The following is a 22,923-nucleotide window of genomic DNA, read 5'->3' as shown; positions in this document are numbered from 1 at the left end:
TCCCGCTACCCCGCCACCGTCGGGCGGGTCAACGGGGTAGCGCGCCGTCGGAGCCGGCGAGGTAGCCGGCGGCCTGGAGGTCGAACAACTCGCGGTAGAGGCCGCCGGCCGCCATCAGCTCGTCGTGGCTGCCGTGCTGGACGAGCCGACCCCGTTCCATGACGAAGATCCGGTCGGCGTGCCGGACGTTGGCCAGCCGGTGGGTGATCAGGACGACCGCGCGCTCCGGTCGGCGGCGCAGGTGCTGGAACAGGGCGTGTTCCGCGCGGGCGTCCAGGGCTGCCGACGGCTCGTCACAGATCAGCAGGGCGGCGTCCCGGTAGAGGCCCCGAGCCGCGACCAGGCGCTGCCACTGCCCGCCGGACAGTTCGTGGCCGTCCTTGAACTCTCGGTCGAGCAGGGTGTCGTAGCCGTGCGGCAGGCCGACGATCATGTCGTGGGCGGCGGCCGCGGTTGCCGCGTCCTGCACGCTGGGGCCCGGTCGGTCCGGCGGGCGGTCGTGTCGCCCGACCCGGATGTTCTGCCCGGCGGTGAAGGGGAACCTCCACCAGTCCTGGGTCATCACGGCCACCTGCGCGCCGACGGTATGCGGGTCCAGCTCGGCGGCGTCGACGCCGTCCCACCGGATCACCCCGCCGGTCGGCCGGTAGAGCCCCGCGATCAGCTTGGCCAGGGTGGTCTTGCCGGAGCCGTTCTCGCCGACCAGCGCGATCACCTCACCCCGCCGGACGGTCAGGCTGACCCGGTCCACCGCCGGCGCGTCGGTGTCCGGATAGCGCAGGCTCACCTCGTCCAACTCGACCGCCTCGACGCCGTCGGCCACCCGGTCACCGCCGATCGGCACCCGAACCCGGGCACGGTCCAGGAAGTCCCGGTAGTCCTGGTAGTAGAGGGCGTCCTCGTACAGCGAGTTGGTGGCGACGACCGCCACGCCCAGGCTGGTCCGCGCGGACTGGAGGGCGAGCATGGCGGTCGCCGCCGCGGCGAGGGCGACCATCCCGCCCAGCAGCAGGCCGCCGAGGACCGCGTACACCCCGAAGGTCGCCAGCCCCGCGACGGACGCACCTACCACCCGGGTGCCGGTCTGCGAGCGGACCAGCCGCAACTGGGCCCGGGTCTCGACGGCCATCACGGCCCGGTACTCGGCCAGCAGGAAGTCGCGCATCTGGTAGGCGCGGACCTCCGCGGCGGTGCGTCGGTTGGCCATCAGATGGGCGAGCATCCACATCCGACGTCGACGGGTGATCCGGGCCAGCATGGCCAGGTACTCCCGGCGGGCCATCCGGACCGCGGTGACCGCCTGCGGCACGGCCGCGAGCAGCAGGAACGGCAGCAGCAGCGGCTCGATGACCGTCACCGCGACCGCGGTGGCGAGCATGCCCACGACGCCGGTGACCAGGTTGACGGTGTGGTCGACGATGTACGCCGCCTCGCCCATCCCCCGGTCCCGCACCCGGTCCATCTCCTCGGCGAACCCGGGGTCGTCGAACGCGGCCAGGTCCACGGCCGTGGTCGCCTCGAACAGCCGCAGCTCCACCTGGTAGTTGATCTGCGGGGTCAACCGTGCCTGCGCCCAGCCGGCCGCGATCGTCAGGCCACCGCGCGCCGACACCGCCGCCGCCGCCACGATCAGCGCCGGCAGGGCCGAGCGGATCCGGTCCGGGGTGGGACCGGCGGCGAACAGCTCGCGCAGAACGCTGGTCGTGGCGAGCAGGCCGAACGTGGTCATCACTCCGGCGGCGACGTTCAGGCCGATCGAGGCGACGGTGTCCCGCCGGCTGGTGGCCCACGCCAGCGCGACCGCCTCGCGCACCAGCCGGGGCAGCCGGCGGGCCACCGCCCAGAAGCTGGTGTGGGCGAACTCCCTCGCATGGTGCATCCAGACGGCGTCCTCCAGCTCCGGCAGCATCGGAGGGTCGCGCGGCTGATCGTCGTCCTCTGCGGCGGTGCGCTGGCGGGCCATCGACTCCACAGGCCCTCCTCGGGGGCGGCGGGATCACGGACGCCGCCCGACACTACTGCCCGCAACCGGCCGGTGTCTTCAGGTGACCGGCGCGTCCACGAGTGCGCCGACGGCGTGTCGGTCCCGGCCGACGGAGGGCGGCGTGCCGCGACGGGTCAGGGGGCCGCCGGCGGGCCCTCGGTGACCGGAAGCAGCACCCGGAAGGTCGTCCGACCGGGCTCGGTCTCCACCCGGATGTCGCCGTGGTGCTTGTGCACCACGATCCGGTACGAGATGTCCAGCCCCAGCCCCGTGCCCGACCCGACCGGCTTCGTGGTGAAGAACGGCTCGAAGATGCGCGGGCGCACCTCGGGCGGGATGCCGGGACCGGTGTCGGTGATCTCCACCGCCAGCAGGTCGCCGGACCGTCCGGTGCGGACGGTCAGCACGCCCTTCTCCCCCATCGCGCCCAGCGCGTTGTCGATCAGGTTGGTCCACACCTGGTTCAGCTCGGCCGCGTACGCGGGGACCGGCGGGAGGCTGTGGTCATACTCGCGGACCAGCTTGACCTGGGCGGGGATCTTGCCCTTGAACATCACCAGCGTGGCGTCGAGCAGGTCGTGCACGTCCACCACCCGGTGCGGCGCGCGGTCCAGCTGCGAGTACTGCTTGGCGGCGCCGACCAGCCCGGAGATCCGGGTCACCGCGTCGCCGATCTCGCGCATCAGCAGCTCGGTGTCGACGGTGTAGGTGAGCCAGCGCACCGCCGCCTCCAGGTCCGCCGCGCCGACCGCCGCCTTGACCCTGCCCAACCAGGCCGCGTCGAGCCCGCCACCCACCAGGATGGGCGCCAGATCCCAGGCGCCGCCCACCCCGTGCTCCTCCAGCCAGTCGGTGAGCGTGTCCTCGGCGTCGGCGGTGGCCATCGGGGTCAGCTTGGGCGCGGAGGCCACCCGGGCCACCGCCTCCTCCTGCAACGCCACGAGGCCGTGCAGCGCCCGGCCGTCCAGCCGGCCGTCGGCGATCATCGCGAGCTTGTGCCGCATCCCGGCGACCCGCTCGCGCAGTACCGAGGTGGCCCGCACCGCCGCCGCGGCCGGGTTGTTCAGCTCATGGGTCAGCCCCGCCGACAGCGAGCCGAGCGCCAGCAGCCTCTCCCGTTCGCCGACGATGGTCTGGCTGTCCCGCATCCCGAAGAACAGGCCCTCCAGCAGATGCATCGACATCGGGAACCAGGACCGCAGGGCGTGCGCGAAATCCTCCGCCGGCAGCACGAAGAAGTCCGAGGCGGTCACCGCCCGCAGGCTGTTGCGGTAGATCTGCTCGACCTGGTCTCCCAGGTACGCCTGGATGGCGCCGCCGTACACCCCGCGCTGGTCGGTCCGGCTCACCTCGACGTCGTCGCCGCGCACCTGCCGGCTCAACGCCACCGCGCCGCGCAGCAGCACGAAGAAGCAGGTGGCGGCCTCGCCCTCGCCGTACACCAGGGTGCCGCCCGCACGCTGCTCGACCCTGCCGTGCTCGGCCAACCAGTCGAGCTGCCCGTCGTCGAGGGCCTCGAACAGGAACAGGGTGCGCAGCTGCGCGGGCGTCAGCCGATCCGACTCGGTGGTCACTGGGCCTCCTTGGCTCGCGACTGCGGGGCTCGCAGACCCGGCTCACTCCTCGCGCTCACTGGGCCTCCAGGTAGCGGTGCACGAGCGACACGGCCATGGCGCCCTCGCCGACGGCCGAGGCGACCCGCTTGACCGATTCGGCCCGCACGTCACCGGCGGCGAACACCCCCGGCAGGCTGGTCTCCAGGTGGTACGGGTCGCGCGACAGCGACCAGCCGGCCGGCCGCTGCCCGCCGCTGATCAGATCCGGGCCGGTCACGATGAAACCGCGCCCGTCGCGGACCAGCACGCCGTCGAGCCAGTCGGTCCGCGGCTCGGCGCCGATGAAGATGAACAGCCAGGAGGTGTCCACCTCGCGGGCCTGCCCGGTGCGGGTGTCGCAGAGGGTGAGCCGTTGCAGGTGGTCCTGCCCGGCGCTGCCGACCACCGCGGTGTGCGGGTGCACGGTGATCCGGTCGATGCGCTCCAACTGGTCGATCAGGTACCGCGACATCGAGCCGGTCAGGTCGGCGCCCCGGATCAGCAGGTGCACCCGGGCCGCGTACCGGGAGAAGTGCACCGCTGCCTGGCCGGCCGAGTTGGCCCCGCCGACGATGTAGACGTCCTGGTCGACGCAGCTCGGCGCCTCGGTGGCGGCGGCGCCGTAGAACACTCCCCGGCCGGTGAAATCGGCCAGCCCGGGGGCGTCGAGCACCCGGTAGGAGACCCCGGTGGCCAGCACCACGGTGTGTGCGGCTATCTCGCTGCCGTCGCCGAAGCGCAGCAGCCGGGCGCCGCCGGCCTCGCTCAGACCGACCACCTCCCGGGCGCTGAGCAGCTCGGCGCCGAACTTCACCGCCTGCCGCCGGGCCCGGTCGGTCAGCTGCGCGCCGGAGACGCCGTCCGGGAAGCCCAGGTAGTTCTCGATCCGGCTGCTCTGCCCGGCCTGCCCGCCGGTCGCCCGCCGCTCGACGAGCACGGTGCGCAGCCCCTCCGAGGCGCCGTACACCGCGGAGCCGAGGCCGGCGGGCCCGCCGCCGATCACCACCAGGTCGTAGAAGTCGGACGCCGGCACCACGGTCAGCCCGGCCAGCCCGGCCAGCTCGGCCTCGCTCGGCGCGATGAGCGCCTTGCCCTCGGCGGTCACCACCAGCGGTACGTCCGCCTCGGTGGCCCCCGCCGCGTCGAGCAGCCGGGCGCCCTCCGGGTCGTCGGTCAGCAACCAGCGGTACGGCACCAGGTTGCGGGCCAGGAAGTCGCGCACCTTGAACGACGGCGCCGACCAGCGGTGCCCGACCACCCGGATCTCGGTGCTCGCCGCGTCCGGGGTGACCGCCCACGCCTCCAGCAGGCCGTCCACCACCGGATACAGCTTCTCCTCCGGCGGATGCCAGGGCTTGAGCAGGTAGTGGTCCAGGTCGACCACGTTGATCGCCTCGATCGCGGCGTCGGTGTCCGCGTACGCGGTGAGCAGCACCCGGCGTGCGGCCGGGAAGATGTCCATCGCGGCCTCCAGGAACTCGACGCCGGTCATCTCCGGCATCCGGTGGTCGGCCAGCAGCAGCGCCACCTGCTCGCCGCGCAGCTTGACCTCCCGCAGCGCGTCCAGCGCCTCCGGCCCGGAGGTGGCCCGCAGCACCCGGTAGCGGTCGCCGTAACGGCGACGGATGTCCCGGCCCACCGCCCGGGACACCACCGGGTCGTCGTCGACGGTCAGGATCACCGGGTTCGCCATGGCGCCCATGAAACCACCCGCCGGGGGTCCGCCGCACCGGGCGGGGGACGGTCCGGGCGCCGGCGCACGGTTGTTCGGGGCCGGGGCGGGTAAGCCGGGTCGCCGCGCGGGTGGCCGCACACCGACCCGCCCGACTGCCGTGCACACCTCGGGGGGCCTATGGCGGACGCGTCGCCGAACGGACCGACGACCTCGGAACCGGTCGTGGAGCTGCGGGTGCACGGCGTCTCCGGCGCGGGGGCCGACCAGGTGCTGGACCGGCCGCACGTCCACCAGGTCGCCGGGGACCGCAGCGGCGGGTTCTACCGCACCCGTCCCGGCTATCCGGGCGCCACCGGCACGGACGGGGTGATCCTGGAGGCGTACCGCTGGGGCGACCTGCCGTCCGGGACGGCCGTGCGGACGTTGTCGCTGGTGTTCCTGCTGCCGTTCATGCTCTGCAACGTGGCGCTCTGGATGCGCCCGGCGGGCCACGCCTCGAAGCACGGCGTCGTCGCGCTGTGCCGGCTGCTCGCGCTGACCCTCACCATGCTCTACGTGCTCTCCATCGTCGGGGTGGCGCTGGACCTGATCGCCTGGCGCTGCATGGGCATCCCGTCCTGCACCGCCGGGCGGAGCTGGCTGTCCTGGCTCGGCGGGCGCCCGCCCGGGCTGCGCCTCGGCGTGCTGGCGCTGGTGCCGGTCGCCGCCGTCGGCATCGTCTGGTGGCTGGGCGCGCGCCCCGGCCACCTGTTCGACGCGTTTCGGACCGCGGCACCGGCAACGACGGGGTCCCGGTTGAGCTCGGTCGGCCAGTGGGACGGCGCGCCGCTGGTGGGCCGCCTGCGCTCGGTGCACGTCGCCGCCGCGTTCGCCACCCTGGACGTCAGCCTGCTGACCGCCCGGGCCGACGGGGGCGCCTCGTGGGTGATGGTGGTGCTGCTGGTGGCCACCGGTGCGGTGCTGCTGGCCTGCCTGGCTCTGCTCGCCACGGTGCGCAGCCTCGACCGGCCCGGCCCGTCGGCCTGGATGGACGGCCTCACCCGCGGGCTGCGCACGATCGCCTGCGGCCTGACCATCCTGGTGATCGTGCACACGATCGCGAGTCCCGAGCCCTGGCCGCAGGGCGGGGAGCTGCCCGGGTACGGCGCCCTGGTGGCCCTGCTGTTCGTCAGTCAGACCGCGCTGCTGGCCGTGCTGACCGGGCTGGTGATCTGGCGACGGGGTAAGTCGCCGGGAAGCTCGCCGCTGCGTGCGCTGGGCGCGCCGGTCTTCGTCACGGTGGCCGCCGGCCTCGCTGTGGCGTTCTCCGGCGAGCTGGACTACCGGGTGGCGGACCTGCTGGACCGTGACGGGGACACCGCGGACGGCCTGGTCACCAGCCCGCCGCTGCCGTACAAGTGGGCGATCTTCGGGTTCTTCATCGCGGTCCTGGCCGCGGTGCTGGTCGCCGGGCTGATCACGGTGCTGACCCGGCGCGAGCGGTGGCGGGCGGCGGAGGCGATCGTGGCCGCCGATTTTCCACACGCACCGCCGGAGGCGGCGGCGCGGCTGCGCCAGGTCGAGCGGACGATCGCCCGGGCCCGCTTCACCGAACGGTTGGAACCGCTCACCCTGGTCTACGCCGGGCTCGCCGCGCTCGGCCTCGCCACCAGCGTGCTCGGCCTGCTCCAGCTTTATCCCGGCGACGTGATCCAGCGCTACATCGGCGTTCCCGCCGGCATGGTCAACTTCCTGATCGGGATGGGTAGCTACGTGATCGCGGCGATCATCCTCGGGCTGGTGATCGGCGGCATCTTCGCGTACCGGACGGCGCAGTTCCGCCGGTACGTGGGCGTGCTGTGGGACCTGGGCACCTTCTGGCCCCGGGCCGCACACCCCTTCGCTCCGCCCTGCTACGCCGAGCGGGCCGTGCCGGAGCTGACCAAGCGGATCACCTACCTGGTGGAGCAGGGTGAGAGGGTGCTGCTGGCCGGGCACAGCCACGGTTCGGTGCTGCTCGCCGCCACGGTGCTGCAACTGCCGCCCCGGATCACCGAGCGGGTGGCCCTGCTGACCTATGGGTCGCCGCTGCAACGGTTGTACTCGCGGCTGTTCCCCGCGTACGTCTACGACGACCTGCTGCGGGAGATCGGCGGGCGGGTCGGCTGGCGCTGGTTGAACCTGTGGCGGGACACCGACCCGATCGGCGGCTGGATCTTCGCGCCGCACCGACCGGGGGACCGCGAGACGCTGACCGGGCCGGCGGCAACGGTGGACCGCCGGTTGACCGACCCGCGCGACGTGGTGCCGCCGCCGTACGACAGCGTGCCGCCGCCGATCGTGGGGCACTGGCCCTGTGAGTCGGACGAGGCGTTCACGGCGGCGGAACGGGACCTGACCGAGCGGCTGCGCGCGGACCGGCGGCGGGCCGGCTGAGCCGAGGGCCGGATATCGTCGTCGGGTGACCGCCTCCAGGCAGCCCGAACGCCGGCTGATCGCGTCGAACAAGAAGGCCCGGCACGAGTACACCGTGCTCCGCACGTACGAGGCGGGCATCGTGCTGGTCGGCACCGAGGTGAAGTCCTTGCGCGAGGGACGGGCGTCGCTGGTGGACGCGTTCGCCCACGAGCGCGACGGCGAGCTCATGCTGTACGGCCTGCACATCGCCGAGTACGCCTACGGCACGTGGACCAACCACGCCCCCCGGCGCAACCGGAAGCTGCTGCTGCGCCGAGCCGAGATCGACAAGATCCTGGAGAAGGTCCGCGAGGGCGGGGTGACCCTGGTGCCGCTGTCGATGTACTTCGACAACGGCTGGGCCAAGGTCGAGTTGGCGCTGGCCAAGGGCAAGCGCTCGTACGACAAGCGGCAGTCGCTGGCCGAGCGGGACGCCAACCGGGAGATCGCCCGGGAGCTGGGCCGGCACCTCAAGGGCCACCCCCGCCGGGCCTGACCGCCCCCGATCGGGTGGGGGCGCGGCGTGGCGCGCCCGGACATCGTTGACGCCGTCCGGAGGACGTGGTGTGCTCAGTCCGCGCCGTTAATGGAAACGGTGTTCATTGGCTAGAAGCGGAGGAGAACCATGTCGCTCACCGTCCCGCCCGCCCTGCTCGATGCCGCCGAACGCGGCCCCGTCGACGACGACGCCTTCATCGCGTGCGTCCGCGACTCACTGCCGTACGCCTGGGCCACCGTCAGCCGGGTGGTCGCCGAACTGGAGTCCAGCGGCTCCGACCGGGCCGACAACGTCGTACCGCCGCCGACCGACGCCGACCGGGGGCAGCTGCTCCGGGCGCTGGCGAGCGACGCGATCCGGGCCGGGCTCGAGCGGCACTTCGGGGTGCGCCTCGCGTTCCAGAACTGCCACCGGGTGGCGGCGTTCCGCCCGGCGGCGGTGGACGGGGCGGCCTACCGCCGCTTCGTCTCCCCGCGCGGCCAACTGCTCAACCAGTCGCCGGAACTCCGCAACTGCTGAGCGCGCCCGGTGGACCCGTCGGCCCACGCCGGCGGGTCCACCCGGATGCGACCGGGCCTGCGCGATGCGCACCTGCGGTCCGAAGAAGACCCAGGAGTACGCAGAAGCCTGCCGTTACGGCCTTTCCCTCTCGCAGATGCGCCCGTTAGGGTGAGCCGGTGACGATGTTCCGGATCGGCGAGGCGGCCGACCTGCTCGGGGTGAGCGCCGACACGATGCGCCGCTGGGTGGACGCCGGGCGGCTGGCCGCCGGGCGCGACGAGCACGGCCACCGGGTGATCGACGGCGCCGACCTGGCCGGTTTCGCGCGTGCCCAGGCCGCCGACCCGGATGCGGGCGCCGAGCTCTCCTCCGCCCGCAACCGGCTGCGCGGCATCGTCGTCGACGTCCGCAAGGACGCCGTGATGGCCCAGGTCGACATCCAGGCGGGCCCGTTCCGGGTCGTGTCCCTGATGAGCAGGGAGGCGGTCGACGACCTGGACCTGCGGGTGGGCTCGGTGGCCGTCGCGGTGATCAAATCGACCACGGTGGTGGTGGAGCGGGCCGCACCGACCGCCCCGGCCAGGGGAAGGACCGGCGGATGAGGGCGCGGGCGATGCGTACGGCGGTGGCCGCACTGGTGGCGGTGGCCGGGCTGGCGGGCTGCGGCGGGGGCGACGACCCGGCGCCGGGCGGCACCGGGGACGGCCGGGTCACCGGCACGGTGACGGTGTTCGCCGCCGCCTCGCTGACCGAGTCGTTCACCCGCATCGGCAGGGACTTCGAGGCCGCGCACCCGGGCAGCACCGTGACGTTCAACTTCGCGGGCAGCTCCGCCCTGGCCAACCAGATCAACCAGGGTGCCCCGGCGGACGTCTTCGCCTCGGCCGCCCCGCGGAACATGACCGCGGTGACCGAGGCCGGCAACGCCGACGGCACCCCGGGCACCTTCGCCCGCAACCAGCTGGTGATCGCGGTGCCCCGGGGCAACCCGGCCGGGGTGAACGGGCTGGCCGACCTGACCCGGCCGGGCGTGAAGGTGGCGCTCTGCGCCGACCAGGTGCCCTGCGGCGCGGCTGCCCGCACGGCGCTGGACGCGGCCGGGGTCGCGCTGACGCCGGCCACCCTGGAGCAGGACGTCAAGGGCGCGCTGGCCAAGGTGAAGCTCGGCGAGGTCGACGCGGCACTCGTCTACCGCACGGACGCGCGCGCGGCGACCGCCGACGTGACCGGCGTCGAGTTCCCCGAGTCGGCGCGGGCCGTCAACGACTATCCGATCGTGGCACTGAAGGACGCGCCGAACCCTGCCGGCGCGCGGGCCTTCGTCGCGTACGTGCGCTCCGCGCCGGCGCAGGCGGTGCTGGCTGAAGCGGGCTTCCAGGCTCCGTGAGCCGCGTTCTCGACACCGCCGCGCCCCGGCGGCGCGGCCGGGTGCCGGCGGCGCTGCTGATCCCGGCCGGGCTCGGGTTGCTCTTCCTCGTCCTGCCGCTGGCCGGGTTGGTCGTCCGCGCGCCGTGGACGACGCTGCCGCAGCGGCTCACCGAGCCGGGGGCGCTGACCGCGCTGCGGCTGTCGGTGCAGACCGCGACCCTGGCCACCGCGTTCTGCCTGCTGCTCGGGGTGCCGCTGGCCTGGCTGCTGGCCCGGGTCGAGTTTCCCGGCCGCCGGCTGGTCCGCGCCCTGGTCACCGTCCCGCTGGTGCTGCCGCCGGTCGTCGGCGGGGTGGCGCTGCTGCTGGTCTTCGGCCGGCGCGGGCTGATCGGCGGGTGGCTCGACGCCACGTTCGGCGTCACGCTGCCGTTCACCACCGCGGGCGTCGTGCTGGCCGAGTCGTTCGTTGCGATGCCGTTTCTGGTCATCGCCGTGGAGGGTGCGCTGCGCGCCGCCGACCACCGCTACGAGGAGGCCGCCGCCACGCTGGGCGCCGGCCGCTGGACGACCTTCACCCACGTCACGCTGCCGCTGGTGGCACCGGGGCTGGCCGCCGGTGCGGTGCTCTGCTGGGCCCGGGCGCTCGGCGAGTTCGGCGCCACCATCACCTTCGCCGGCAACTATCCCGGCCGGACGCAGACCATGCCGCTCGCCGTCTACCTGGCGTTGGAGACCGACCTGGAGTCGGCGATCGTGCTCAGCCTGGTGCTGCTCACCGTCTCGGTGGTCATCCTGGCCGCGCTGCGGGACCGCTGGATGACCAGCCCGTGACCGCGCCGCTGCTCGACGCCCGGCTCGTCGTCGACCGGGGCGCCTTCCGGCTGGACGTGCCGCTGCGGGTCGCGCCCGGCGAGGTCGTCGCGCTGCTGGGGCCGAACGGCGCCGGCAAGACCACTGCGCTGCGCGCGCTGGCCGGGCTGCACCCGCTCACCGCCGGGCACATCACCCTCGACGGCGTCGACCTGGACCGGCCGGCGAGCCGGGGCTGGGTGCCCACCGAACGCCGGCCGATCGGCGTGGTCTTCCAGGACTACCTACTCTTTCCGCACCTGAGTGCTCAGGACAACGTGGCCTTCGGGCCGCGCCGGCACGGCGTCGACCGACGCGCGGCACGGGCCACGGCCCGGGACTGGCTCGGCCGGGTCGGGCTGGCCGAGCAGGCCCATCGCCGACCCCGGCAACTCTCCGGCGGGCAGGCACAGCGGGTGGCGCTCGCCCGCGCGCTGGCCGTCGCGCCATCGCTGCTGCTGCTGGACGAGCCGCTCGCCGCGCTGGACGCCCGCACCCGGCTGGACACCCGAGCGGAACTGCACCGCCACCTGTCCGCGCACCCGGGGGCGACGGTGCTGGTCACCCACGACCCGCTGGACGCGCTGGCGCTCGCCGACCGACTCGTCATCGTCGAGGGTGGGCGGGTGGTGCAGGAGGGCGACGGCGCGAGCGTCACGGCCCGACCGCGCACCGACTACGTGGCCCGGCTGGTCGGGCTGAACCTCTACCGGGGGCGGGCCGAGGGGCACGGCGTGCGGGTCGCGCCGGAGCTGACCCTCACCGTGGCCGACCGCCTCGACGGTGAGGCGTTCGTCGCGTTCCGCCCGGCGGCGGTGGCCCTGCACCCGGCGCGGCCCGACGGCAGCCCGCGCAACACCTGGGCGGGCACCGTGGCCGGTGTCCAGCGGCACGGCGACAACGTGCGGGTGCAGCTGGACGGGCCGATCGGGGTCGCCGCGGACGTCACCCCGGCCGCCGCCGCGCAGCTGCGGCTGATCCCGGGCCAGCGGGTCTGGGTGGCGGTCAAGGCGACCGAGACGCACGCCTACCCGGCCACCGGCTGACCCGTCCCGCGGCGCGGTTGAGGTCAGCCGGCGAGCAGGTCGGCGTGCGCGGCGCGCAGCCGGGCCAGCGCCGGGTCGCTGCCCGGGACGACGCGGCGGTCCAACTCGGCCCACACCTCGGCCAGCGCCGCGCGGACGGCACCCAGCTCGGCCGCGTGCCGGTCGCTGCTGCGCCGGTGCTGCTCGTCGAGGCGCCGGGCCCAGCCGGCGGTGACCGCGGCGAGCCGGCCGGCGTCGGCGCGGGCCTGGGCGCCACTGCGGGCGGCGGCGGCCGGGACGATCGCGGCGACCGGGCGGTGATCACCGTCGCGGGTGACGACGGTGACCGCGTCGGTCAGCTCGGCCAGCGCCACGAGCTGGCTGAACCGGGTGCGCGCCTCGCGCAGCGGCACGGAGCGCGGCGGGTCGGGATGCGGGGTGAGCGCGGGGACGGCCATGGATGCATGGTGCCGCCGGGGTACGACAGAACCCGCCGTCGTCAGTGGACGGTGGACGGCAGTCCGGCCAGCCACTCGTCGGCCAGCACCGACCAGACCTCGATGTCGATCCGCCCCTGCGGGCCCGGGTACACCTGCCGGAGCGTCCCGTCGTGACGCAGGCCGAGACGGCGGGCGAGCGCGATGCTGCGGGCGTTGGTGGCGTTGGTGCGCCACTCCACCCGCTGGATGCCGCGCTCGCGTACCGCCCAGTCGACGATCCGGCGGACCGCCGGCGCGACCATGCCGCGCCCCTGAGCCGCGGGCTCCACCCAGCAGCCCACCTCGCAGACGCCCAGCGTGGTGTCGAACGACACGAACATGACCCCGCCGACCAGCGTGCCACGCCACCACAGGCCCCAGATGCCTCCGGCGTCGCGGGCCCAGCGGTCGGCGTACCGCTGGAGCACCGCACGCGCCGAGGGCAGGTCGGTGGCGACGAAGGCCGGTGACACCCAGGGCTGGATGTGCTCCCGGGCCCGGTCCAGGTTGGCGAGGAACTCCTCGGCCCGCCACGGGTCCAGCGGGCGCAGCTCGACCTCCTCGGTCAGCGGCAGGGCGAACACCGGGCCTCCACTCACGTGCGTTTCCAGGGGCGGCATGCAGACTCGCACAGCCCCGGGCGTGTGCCCGCGCCGGGCTACGGCCGCACCCGCGGCGAGAGAACGCGTACCTCAGGACGGCAGGTGCGAACGCAGAGCCGCGAACTGCGCCACGGTCAGGTACGAAGGGTTGGCGGCCTGCGGCTGGCGGAACACCTCGAGGGCGGCCAGCCGGTCGTCGGCGCGCAGCACCAGCCGGGGCACCCGGTCCTGTTCGGCGAGGATGGGCAGGTCCAGTGGCACCGACCAGGGCTGCCCCGGCGGCCCCGGCTCGGCGGCCCCGGTGACCCGGCCGATCCCCCACACCCCGTACGGCAGCCGACCGCGGCTGCCACTGGCCCAGAAGACCACCCGCTGCCCGGCGCGCATCAACCGCGTCCGGTAGCCGGGGCGTACGCACCAGCTGGTCACCCGGGGCTCCCGGGCGAACCGGGAGGTCAGGTCGACGGCGTCGGCGTTGCCCTTGATCAGCCAGGCGCCGAGGTCGTCGAGGCGCACCCGTGGCTCGGTCATCTCCCCATCCTGCCCGCCGGCCCGGCCGCCCAATCAGATGATCATGTGGGTCCAGTAGCTGAGCCAGAGAACGAACAGCGCACCCTGCACCAGGGCGAGCGCGGCGGTCAGCCACACGTCGACGGCGGCGTGGCGCGCCCAGCGGGCCAGCACCAGGGCGACCGGAAAGGCGGCGAGCAGGTAGCGCAGCAGGCTCTTGTAGACCGGGGGGCCCATCGACAGCGGCACCAGCACCATGAGCACGCCGTACACCAGGTAGGCCAGCTCCCGGCGGCGGAACCCGGCGACGAGCACGGCCAGCACGGCCACGGCGAACCAGAGCCGGGCCGCGTCGCGTGGCTCCCCGGCGAGCCCGTTCAGCAGCACCGGCACCGGGTTCTGCACCTTGATCCCCCACCCGGCCTGCTGGGCGTGCTGGTAGGCGAACCAGTCATCGCCCTTCCACCGGCAGAACGCCATGAAGGTGAACCAGCCAGCGGGCAGCAGCAGCAACGGCCAGCCGATCCGCAGGTAGCCGAGCAGGGCGCGCGGGCCGAGCCGCCAGTCGTGCTGGCGGAGCAGCACCAGGGCCAGCGGCAGCGCGACGAGCAGGCCGACCGACCGGCTCATCGCCAGGAAGTAGCCGAGCACGCCGACCAGCAGCCACCGGCGGCGCTCGGCGTGGTACAACGCGGCCAGGGCGAGACAGACGAAGAGCGACTCGGTCAGCGCGGCCTGGAACAGGAACGCGGTCGGCAGCAGCACCAGGTACCGGGCGAACCGGCGGGCCGCCTCCGCGTCGCCGAGCAGCAGCTCGGCCAGGCGGTAGCCGTACCAGAGGGCGAGCAGGAACGCGACGTTGCTGATCAGCAGCAGGGCCAGCGCGTTGTCGCCACCGAGCAGCGCGCCGACCGGCCGGGCCAGGAACGGGTAGAGCAGGGGGAAGCCGAAATCCCGCCACGGCCCGGTCAGCGGCAGCTCGCTCAGCCGCAGGTAGAGCAGCGCGTCCCAGGCGAACCAGAAGGAGATCCAGCGGTGCCCGGAGACCTCCCGCTGCTGCGTCCACATCACCGTGTCGCCGGCCGGCGGCGCGCCGGGGATGCCGTCCCAGGCGTGCAGGGCCAGGAGCCCGACCAGGGTCAGCAGCAGCTTCGCGCCGAGGAAGAGGCCGAGCAGGTACGGCCAGGGCTCTGGCACCCGGCGACCCAGCCGTACGCCGGCCTGCGCCGCCCCGGCCAGCCGGGCGGCGAGCGCCGGCCCCCGGCCGCTCCGCCACCGGCGCATCCGCCCCGCTCCCCCGGTCCGCCCCGGCCCACCCTCCGCGCGCGGGCGCCGCCCTTCCCGTTGTACGCCGCCGCACGCCCCGCCGGAGCCGAAACCGTCACATACCGACACGGTCGCGAGGGTGAAGTCCGCCGCAGAACGGGTACGCGCCGCGCCTCAACCACAGCGGTGAGCGGGGAGCGCGGCGGCATGAGCGAGCAGCACAGCACGGTGGTCATCGGTGCGGGACCGGCAGGGCTCACGGCGGCGTACGAGCTGCTCCGGCACGGCCTGCCGGTCACGGTGTTCGAGGCCGACGAGGTGGTCGGCGGGATCAGCCGGACCGTGGAGCGTGACGGGTGGCGGTTCGACATCGGCGGGCACCGGTTCTTCACCAAGGTGCCCCGGGTGGAGGCGTTCTGGCACGAGATCCTGCCGGACGAGGACTTCCTGACCCGGCCCCGGATGAGCCGGATCTTCTACCGGGGCGCGCTGTTCAACTACCCGCTCAGCGCCCTGAACGCGCTGCGCAACCTGGGGCTGCCGGAGGCGACCCGCTGTCTGGGCTCGTACGCCCGGGCCCGGCTGCGCCCGCCCCGGGACCAGTCGCACTTCGAGGGCTGGGTGTCGGCCCGGTTCGGCTGGCGGCTGTACTCGATCTTCTTCAAGACGTACACCGAGAAGGTCTGGGGAATGCCGGCGGACCGGTTGCAGGCGGACTGGGCGGCGCAGCGGATCAAGAACCTGTCGCTGGCCAAGGCGATCCGCAACGCGGTGCTGCCCCGGCGGTACCGCACGGACGTGACCAGCCTGATCGAGCAGTTCCAGTACCCGAAGTACGGGCCGGGAATGATGTGGGAGCGCTGCGCCGAGCAGGTGCGCCACCGTGGCGGTGCGGTGTCGACCGGCACCTGGGTCACCGCCGTGCACCGCGACCCGCAGCGGCGGCGGGCGGTCAGCGTGACGGTCAACGGGGCAGGCGGGCAGCGCACCGAACCGGCCGACCACGTGATCTCGTCAATGCCGATCTCGGAGCTGGTGACCGCGCTGCGCCCGGCGCCGCCGCCGGAGGTGCTGGCCTGCGCCGCCGACCTGCGCTACCGCGACTTCCTGACGGTCGCGCTGGTGGTGCCGGCGGAGTTCTCGTTCCCGGACAACTGGATCTACGTGCACGACCCGGGAGTGCGGGTGGGCCGGATTCAGAACTTCGGCTCCTGGTCGCCGTACCTGGTGAAGGACGGCCGCACCTGCCTGGGCCTGGAGTACTTCGTCTTCGAGGACGACGAGATGTGGCGCACCCCCGACGCCGACCTGGTGGCGCTGGCCACCGGGGAGTTGGAGCGGCTGGGGCTGGCCCGGTCCGGCGTGGTGGAGGCCGGCTACGTGGTGCGGATGCCGAAGGCGTACCCGGTGTACGACGAGCGCTACCAGCACAACGTGGACGTGATCCGGGCGTGGCTGGCCGAGGAGGTGCCGAACGTGCACCCGGTGGGGCGCAACGGCATGCACCGCTACAACAACCAGGACCACTCGATGCTGACGGCGATGCTGACCGCGGAGAACATCGCCACCGGCAGCGCGCACGACGTGTGGTCGGTGAACGTGGAGCAGGACTACCACGAGCAGTCCATCGGCGGCGACGGCCGGCGGGGCACGGGCCGGGACGCGCCGGTGGTGCCGAGCCGCGTCGTCACGGTGCCGATCGCCGCGCCGGGGAGCGTCGGTGTGACCGGGGACGGCGACCGGCCGGCGCAAATGCCGCTGGGCTGACGGTGCGAGGGCGGGGTCGGTCCGGCAGTGGTGAGCTGGTGGTCGGCCGCCTTCCACCGCTGCGACGGTAGGCTTTCCGCTCAGCATGGCGTCGGCGTCACCCGTCGCTCAGGGGTCGGTCCTACGGGCGAAACGCGGGCCGGAGGGATCGGCCGCGGCGCGGCGGGACTTTTCTCCGGGGCCGTGTCGATCCGTGGGCCGCCCGTTCGACGTGGGGGTGCGCGGGTCGAGAGGCGGCCCCGCCGGACGAGGAGAACGTGATGCCGAAGTACATGCTGATCATGCGGGGCACCGATGAGACGAACGCGGCCCTGATGACGTCGATCGACGAGGCGATGGCCGCGACCGGCCGGTTCATCGAAGAGATGATCGAGGCTGGTGTTCTCCTCGCGGCCGAGGGGCTGGACGATCCGCGTCGGGGCGTCGTGGTCGACTTCAGCGGCGAGGCCCCGGTGGTCACCGACGGGCCGTACGGAGAGACCAGGGAGCTGTTCGGGGGCTACTTCCTGCTCGATGTCGGCTCGAAACAGGAGGCGGTCGAGTGGGCCAAGCGGGTCCCGGCGGTCCCCGGGTCCAAGATCGAGGTCCGCAGGGTGGCCGAGTCCGACGAGGTCCCCCAGGGCAGCGAGAGCAACGGCCCGATCTGATGGGTGCGGCCGACGTCGAGGCCGTCTGGCGGATCGAGTCGGCGCGGATCGTCGCCGCGCTGACCCGGTTCACCGGTGATTTCGGGCTGGCCGAGGACGCGGCCCAGGAGGCGGTGGCCGAGGCGCTGGTGTCGTGGCCGCTCGCCTCTCCGGCCAATCCGGCCGGCTGGCTGATGGCCACGGCCCGGCGGCGGGCGATCGACGCGATCCGCCGCCGGGCCGCCCTCCAGGACCGGTACGCCCTGCTGGCGGCCGACCCCGCGGTCGACGAAGACATCGACCCCGACAAGATCGACGACGATATCCTGGCGCTGATGTTCGTCAGCTGCCACCCGGTGCTCCCCCGGGAGACCCGGGTGGCGCTGACCCTGCGCGTGGTCGGCGGCCTGTCCAGCGAGGAGATCGCTCGCGCGTTCCTCGTGTCCGTGCCGACCGTGCAGGCCCGCATCACCCGGGGCAAGAAGACGATCGCGGCGGCCGGGGTGCCGTTCCACCTGCCGGCGGCCGGCGAGCGCCGGGAGCGGCTCGGCGCCGTACTCAGCGTCCTTTACGTGATCTTCAGCGAGGGATCGACGGCCACGTCCGGCGACCGGCTGCTGCGCCCCGACGTCGCGTACGAGGCGATCCGGCTGGCCCGCACGCTCGCCGTGCTGCAACCGGACGAGCCGGAGGTGCACGGCCTGCTCGCGTTGTGCGAGCTGACGGCCGCGCGGTTCCCGGCTCGGACCGCCCCGGACGGTTCGCCGGTCCTGCTCGAGGACCAGGACCGGCGGCGGTGGGACTTTCCGGCGATCGGCCGTGGGCTGGCCGCGTTGGCCAAGGCGTCGACTCGCGGCCTCGGCCCGTACGGCCTGCAAGCCGCGATAGCTGCCGTGCACGCGTCGGCGCCCTCCGTCGAGGCGACCGACTGGGACCGGATCGTGGTGCTCTACGAGGCGCTCGGCCGGGTCGCGCCCTCACCGGTGGTCGACCTCAACCGGGCCGTCGCCGTGGCCATGGCCTCGGGTCCGGCGCGAGCCCTGGCCATCGTGGACGAGCTGATCGCCTCGGACCGGCTCTCCGGTTCGCATCTGGTTCCGAGCGTCCGCGGTGAGCTGCTGGCCCGGCTCGGACGGCGACCGGAAGCGCGCGCCGAGCTGGAGCTGGCGGCCCGGCTGTGCGCCAACCAGGCCGAACGCTCGGTGCTGCTGCGCAAGGCCGCCGCGCTGGGCTGACGCGGCCCAGCTCGGCCGGCTGGGATTCGAGCGCGGCCCGGATGCGTGGCCATCCCGGGGGACGGCCCGATTTCCCGTACGCGAGGTAGCGTCTTCCCCTTCGAAGGGGATCGATCTTCTTCCCGCATCGCCGACCGTGGAGGTATCGCAGGGCCGCGACACCGCGGCCGGATCGGGAGGAAGAACATGCGCAGAATGCTCGGATGGGGAATCGTCGCGGCGGCCGTCATCGCGGCGGCGGGGGCGCCGGCCGGGGCCGCGGACCGCAGCCCGGCACGGGTGACCGGCTCGGCGGAGTTCGCCCTGCCGTATGGGCAGGACGACGACGTGCGGTCGTTCGCCTTCGATGTCCGGTCGGTGCCGTACAGCCGCCCGATCCCGCTTCCCGGCGGGGAGAACGGCTCCCCGGCGGACGCGACCGGTACGGTGCGGGTCGCGCACCGGCTGGCCACGCAGGGCATCACCGTACGGTTCGAGGCGGCGGTCGACTGCATGATCACCAGCCCTGGTCATGCGACGCTGACCGCCATCGTCACCCGCGCGGACGAGCAGGCCAGCGACTTCCTCGGCAAGCGTGTCGGTTTCAGCGTGCAGGACGGCGGCCGCAACCCCGACCGGGTCGGCTTCACCTGGTCGGCGAGCGCCGACCAGAACGAGGCGGGCCAGTGGGGTCCGGCCCGCGTCGGTACCTGCCTCGCGCCCGCGGCGTTCGCCACGGTGACGCACGGGGACTACCGGGTACGACACGCCGAGCTGACGGCGCCGCCGGCAGGCAACTGACCCTGCCGGCGCGGTAGCAGGACCACGGCGGGGCGAGAGGATCGCCCCGCCGTGGCGTCCCGGACGTCAGTAGCGCGGCACAGGAAACCGCTTACCTGATACCTATTGACGACCGTCACTGGCTGTCAGTACCGTGATGCGGGCAGCGAAGAAAGCGCTTTCCGACCCTCACCGTCCGACAGGGAGCGCCCCCATGCCCCGATACCTGCGCGCGTTCTGCCTCGCCCTGCTCGCCGCCGCCACCGTGGTGAGCACCACCACCCCCCTGCCCGCGGACGCCGCCCCCCGCTTCCGGGTGCTGGTCTTCTCCAAGATCACGAACTTCTACCACGACTCGATCCCGGCCGGCATCGCCGCGATCCAGCAGCTCGGCACCGCTCACAACTTCGAGGTCGTCGCCACCACCGACGCCGCGGCGTTCACCGACGCCAACCTCGCCACCTTCGACGCCCTGGTCTTCAACAACACCAACTCCACACCCGCCTCCGGTGACCTGCTCAACGCCAGCCAACGCGCAGCGTTGCAGACGTTCATCCGCAACGGTGGCGGCTGGGCCGGCCTGCACGCCGCCTCGGCCAGCGAACGCGACTGGCCGTGGTACGAGGGCCTGGTCGGCACGATCTTCGATCACCACCCCGACTTCTCCGCCACCGGCGGCACCTACCCCGGTCGGGTCAAGGTGCTCGACCGGGCCCACCCCTCGACCCGGAACCTGCCGGAGCTCTGGGAGCAGAGCGAGGAGTGGTACAACTGGCGGACCAACCCGACCGGCAACGTGCACACCCTCGCGCAGATCAAGGTGCGGGACGGAATCAACGGCCTGGACGAGGGCGTCGACCACGCGTACTCCTGGTGTCAGCGCTACGACGGCGGCCGGTCCTGGTTCACCGCCGGCGGGCACGCCAGCTCCCGGTTCAGCGAGCCGGCGTTCCTGGAGCACCTGCGCTACGGCATCGAGTGGGCGGCCGGCGCGGTCGCCGGTGACTGCTCGGCCACCGAGACCGGCAACTTCGAACGGGTGGGGCTGGTCACCGAGAACCTCGCCGACCCGTTCGAGCTGGCCGTCGCCCCGGACCGGAAGGTCTACTACATCCAGCGCACCGGCGCGTTGAAGGTGGTCAACCAGGACAGTCTCCAGGTCACCACGCTGCTGGACTTCGCGTACACCTCGGCGATGACCGACCAGTCCGACGGTCTGCTCGGGATGACCCTGGACCGCAACTTCGCCAGCAACGGCTGGATCTACCTACTCTGGTCGGACAAGACGCTGAAACAGCTGAACCTGTCCCGGTTCACGGTCGCCAACAACAGCGTCGCGCTCTCCTCGGAGAAGCGGCTGCTGGCGATCCCCACCTACCGTGGCGTGGGCCGGGCGAACTCGCACATGGGCGGCTCGCTCACCATGGACGCCGCCGGGCGGCTCTACGCCGCCATCGGCGACAACACCGACCCGTTCGCCTCCAGCGGGTACACGCCGATCGACGAGCAGGCCGGGCGTGCCGCCTGGGACGCCCAGGGCACCGCCGGCAACACCAACGACCTGCGCGGCAAGATCCTGCGGATCACCCCGCAGGCGGACGGGACGTACACCGTCCCGAGCGGCAACCTCTTCCCGGCCGGCACCGCGAAGACCCGCCCGGAGATCTACGCGATGGGCATGCGCAACCCGTTCCGGATCACCATCGACCCGCACACCAACGCGCTGCTGGTCGGTGACTACGGCCCGGACGCCCGCGCCGCCGATCCCAACCGCGGTCCGGAGGGGACGGTCGAGTTCAACCGGATCACCGCCGCCGGCAACTACGGCTGGCCGTACTGCGTGGGCAACAACATCCCGTTCAACGACTACAACTTCGCCACCAGCACCCCCGGGGCCAAGTTCAACTGCACCGCGCCGGTGAACAACTCCCCCAACAACACCGGCCTGACGACCCTGCCGGCGGCGACGTCGGCGCTGGTCTGGTACGCGTACTCCGCCTCCAGCCAGTTCCCCGAGGTCGGTACCGGCGGTGGCGGGCCGATGAGCGGCCCGGTCTACGACCACGACCCGGCCAACAGCCGCACCACGAAGTTCCCGGAGTACTTCGACGGCAAGTGGATCACCTACGAGTTCACCCGCAAGTGGTTCAAGACGCTCTCGATCCACAAGACGGCGCAGACGTTCAGCAACGCGCGCTTCGGCCCCACCGCCGTGGGCGACCTCCATTCGATCAACGGGATCTTCGGCAACATGAGCTGGATCCAACCCTTCGAGGCGGAGTTCGGCCCGGACGGGTCGCTCTACGTCATCGACTTCGGCGAGGGCACCGGCAGCGGTCGCGGCGGCAGCAACGCCGGCGCGGGCATCTACCGGATCGACTACGTGGCCAACGGTCGGCCACCGACCGCGAAGGTGGCCTCCAACCCGGACAGTGGCCGCCCGCCGCTGACCGTGGCCTTCTCGTCGGCCGGGTCGACCGCCGGTGACGGCTCGGCGCTCAGCTACGCCTGGGACTTCACCAACGACGGCAGCACCGACTCCACCGCCGCCAACCCGAGCCACACCTACCCGACGGCCGGGACGTTCACGGCCCGGCTGACCGTCCGCAACAGCGGCAACGGGTTGACGGCCAGCGCGGTCACCGACGTGGTCGTCGGCAACACCCGGCCCACGGTCACCATCAACGTGCCCGACGGCGGCTTCTTCGACTTCGGCGACAACATCCCGTACACGGTGACGGTCACCGACCCCGAGGACGCCACCATCGACTGCACGAAGGTGACGGTGCAGACGCAGCTCGGCCACGATTCGCACGCCCACCCGCTGGACATCTACACCGGCTGCTCGGGGCTACTCGCCACCGAGGCGGACGCCGGTGACGGGCACGGGCCGGGGCAGAACCTCTACACGGTGGTCACCGCGCAGTACACCGACAGCGGGGCGCCCGGCGGCGTACCGGCCCTGACCGGCTCGACCCGGGCCCAGTTGCAGCCCAAGAGCAAGGAGGCCGAGCACTTCAGCGCCCAGTCCGGCCTCACGGTGAACGACCGGTCCACCGCCCGCGCCGGCAAGCGGCTCGGCGACGTCGACCACAACGACTGGGCGGCGTACGGGCCGGTGGACCTGCGCAACGTCGGCTCGGTGACCCTCGGGGTGACCAACGGCGGGCTCGGCGGCGACATCGAGCTGCGGACCGGCTCACCCACCGGCACCCTGATCGGCCGGGCCACCATCGGCTCGACCGGCGGGTGGGACAACCTGGTCTCGCCCACCGTCACGCTGACCAACAAACCCGCCGGCACCACCACCCTGTACGCGAGGTTCGTCAACGCCGCCCAGGTCGGCGGCACCCCGGACCTGATGTCGCTGGACTGGCTGCGGTTCAACGGCGCCGGCGTCAAGCAGGAGCCCGGCGGGTCACTCACCCTCGCCGCCAGCCCGGGCAGCGGCACGGCGCCGCTGACCACCACCCTGACCGCCACGGCGACGGCGCCGTCCGGGCAGAGCATCACCGACTACGCGTGGGACTTCGGCGACAACACCGCCGTGGCCCACGGCGCGACGCTGCGGTCGACCGGCCACAGCTATCCGCGTAAGGGAACCTTCACCACCCGGGTCACGACCACCTACAGCAGCGGGGAGACCCGCTCGGCCAACCTGACCATCACGGTCAACTAACCCCGGGCCGGTGGCGGGCGGGGGCGACCTCGCCCGCCACCGGCGTTCCGCGCCACCGACGATGGTGA

Annotated in this window: 19 protein-coding genes; 12 read left to right on the top strand and 7 right to left on the bottom strand. The window is 73.2% G+C overall.

Going from position 1 to position 22,923, the window contains the following annotated elements:
• Positions 1-28: 28 nt before the first annotated feature.
• The 3 genes from AB0K07_RS14255 to AB0K07_RS14245 form a co-directional block, all read right to left on the bottom strand.
• Complete coding sequence (locus AB0K07_RS14255; RefSeq protein ID WP_363755590.1) at positions 29-1,963, bottom strand: ABC transporter ATP-binding protein; 1,935 nt, start codon at positions 1,961-1,963, stop codon at positions 29-31.
• Between the two features lie 155 nt (positions 1,964-2,118).
• The gene (locus AB0K07_RS14250; RefSeq protein ID WP_363755009.1) at positions 2,119-3,558 is read right to left on the bottom strand and encodes an ATP-binding protein; all 1,440 of its coding nucleotides are present in this window, start codon (positions 3,556-3,558) and stop codon (positions 2,119-2,121) included.
• 55 nt (positions 3,559-3,613) lie between these two features.
• Positions 3,614-5,281: an FAD-dependent oxidoreductase gene (locus AB0K07_RS14245; protein ID WP_363755007.1), complete on the bottom strand. Its 1,668-nt coding sequence runs from the start codon at positions 5,279-5,281 to the stop codon at positions 3,614-3,616.
• 195 nt (positions 5,282-5,476) lie between these two features.
• Here AB0K07_RS14245 and AB0K07_RS14240 point away from each other — a divergent pair, with 195 nt between their 5' ends.
• The 7 genes from AB0K07_RS14240 to AB0K07_RS14210 all read left to right on the top strand — a co-directional run bounded on the left by AB0K07_RS14240 (position 5,477) and on the right by AB0K07_RS14210 (position 11,953).
• Positions 5,477-7,669, top strand: coding sequence for a hypothetical protein (locus tag AB0K07_RS14240; protein WP_363755005.1), 2,193 nt, complete (start codon positions 5,477-5,479; stop codon positions 7,667-7,669).
• 25 nt (positions 7,670-7,694) lie between these two features.
• Entirely contained in the window at positions 7,695-8,186 is a 492-nt protein-coding gene (gene smpB / locus AB0K07_RS14235; RefSeq protein ID WP_363755003.1) for an SsrA-binding protein SmpB, read from the top strand.
• Between the two features lie 129 nt (positions 8,187-8,315).
• Positions 8,316-8,708, top strand: coding sequence for an SCO5389 family protein (locus AB0K07_RS14230; protein ID WP_363755001.1), 393 nt, complete (start codon positions 8,316-8,318; stop codon positions 8,706-8,708).
• Between the two features lie 158 nt (positions 8,709-8,866).
• Positions 8,867-9,292 carry a TOBE domain-containing protein gene (locus AB0K07_RS14225; protein WP_363754999.1) on the top strand — a complete coding sequence of 142 codons (426 nt, stop codon included), beginning with the start codon at positions 8,867-8,869 and terminating at the stop codon, positions 9,290-9,292.
• Complete coding sequence (gene modA / locus AB0K07_RS14220; protein WP_363754997.1) at positions 9,289-10,077, top strand: molybdate ABC transporter substrate-binding protein; 789 nt, start codon at positions 9,289-9,291, stop codon at positions 10,075-10,077. The genes AB0K07_RS14225 and modA overlap by 4 nt, the downstream gene beginning before the upstream one ends.
• Complete coding sequence (locus tag AB0K07_RS14215; protein ID WP_363754995.1) at positions 10,074-10,889, top strand: ABC transporter permease; 816 nt, start codon at positions 10,074-10,076, stop codon at positions 10,887-10,889. The genes modA and AB0K07_RS14215 overlap by 4 nt, the downstream gene beginning before the upstream one ends.
• Positions 10,886-11,953 (top strand): ABC transporter ATP-binding protein, encoded by a 1,068-nt coding sequence (locus tag AB0K07_RS14210; RefSeq protein WP_363754993.1) that lies wholly within the window; start codon positions 10,886-10,888, stop codon positions 11,951-11,953. Before AB0K07_RS14215 ends, AB0K07_RS14210 begins: the two co-directional genes overlap by 4 nt.
• A 23-nt stretch (positions 11,954-11,976) precedes the next feature.
• Here the strand turns inward: AB0K07_RS14210 and AB0K07_RS14205 are convergent, their stop codons facing one another.
• From AB0K07_RS14205 to AB0K07_RS14190, 4 genes are all read right to left on the bottom strand, one after another.
• Entirely contained in the window at positions 11,977-12,390 is a 414-nt protein-coding gene (locus AB0K07_RS14205; RefSeq protein ID WP_363754991.1) for a type II toxin-antitoxin system Phd/YefM family antitoxin, read from the bottom strand.
• Between the two features lie 41 nt (positions 12,391-12,431).
• Entirely contained in the window at positions 12,432-12,995 is a 564-nt protein-coding gene (locus AB0K07_RS14200; protein WP_363754989.1) for a GNAT family protein, read from the bottom strand.
• 108 nt (positions 12,996-13,103) lie between these two features.
• The gene (locus tag AB0K07_RS14195) at positions 13,104-13,544 is read right to left on the bottom strand and encodes a hypothetical protein (protein ID WP_363754987.1); all 441 of its coding nucleotides are present in this window, start codon (positions 13,542-13,544) and stop codon (positions 13,104-13,106) included.
• Positions 13,545-13,577: 33 nt separating this feature from the next.
• A complete protein-coding gene (locus AB0K07_RS14190) occupies positions 13,578-14,807 on the bottom strand; it encodes a mannosyltransferase family protein (RefSeq protein WP_363754985.1) in 1,230 nt (409 codons plus the stop codon).
• Positions 14,808-14,996: 189 nt separating this feature from the next.
• On the opposite strand from AB0K07_RS14190, the gene AB0K07_RS14185 reads away from it, so the two are divergent.
• From AB0K07_RS14185 to AB0K07_RS14165, 5 genes are all read left to right on the top strand, one after another.
• Positions 14,997-16,556, top strand: a complete 1,560-nt coding sequence (locus AB0K07_RS14185) for an NAD(P)/FAD-dependent oxidoreductase (protein ID WP_363754983.1) — start codon at positions 14,997-14,999, stop codon at positions 16,554-16,556.
• A 260-nt stretch (positions 16,557-16,816) separates the two neighbouring features.
• Positions 16,817-17,203 (top strand): YciI family protein, encoded by a 387-nt coding sequence (locus tag AB0K07_RS14180; protein WP_363754981.1) that lies wholly within the window; start codon positions 16,817-16,819, stop codon positions 17,201-17,203.
• Entirely contained in the window at positions 17,203-18,417 is a 1,215-nt protein-coding gene (locus tag AB0K07_RS14175) for a sigma-70 family RNA polymerase sigma factor (protein WP_363754979.1), read from the top strand. Before AB0K07_RS14180 ends, AB0K07_RS14175 begins: the two co-directional genes overlap by 1 nt.
• Positions 18,418-18,612: 195 nt before the next feature.
• The gene (locus tag AB0K07_RS14170) at positions 18,613-19,197 is read left to right on the top strand and encodes a hypothetical protein (RefSeq protein ID WP_363754977.1); all 585 of its coding nucleotides are present in this window, start codon (positions 18,613-18,615) and stop codon (positions 19,195-19,197) included.
• Positions 19,198-19,390: 193 nt separating this feature from the next.
• On the top strand, positions 19,391-22,855 hold the full coding sequence (locus AB0K07_RS14165) for a ThuA domain-containing protein (protein ID WP_363754975.1): 3,465 nt from the start codon (positions 19,391-19,393) through the stop codon (positions 22,853-22,855).
• Positions 22,856-22,923: the final 68 nt, after the last annotated feature.

Source organism: Micromonospora sp. NPDC049301 (assembly GCF_040678715.1).
In the GTDB taxonomy this organism is placed as follows: Bacteria; Actinomycetota; Actinomycetes; order Mycobacteriales; family Micromonosporaceae; genus Micromonospora.
Note: the sequence above shows the minus strand (reverse complement) of the source record. Positions and strands in the feature narration are given on the sequence as shown.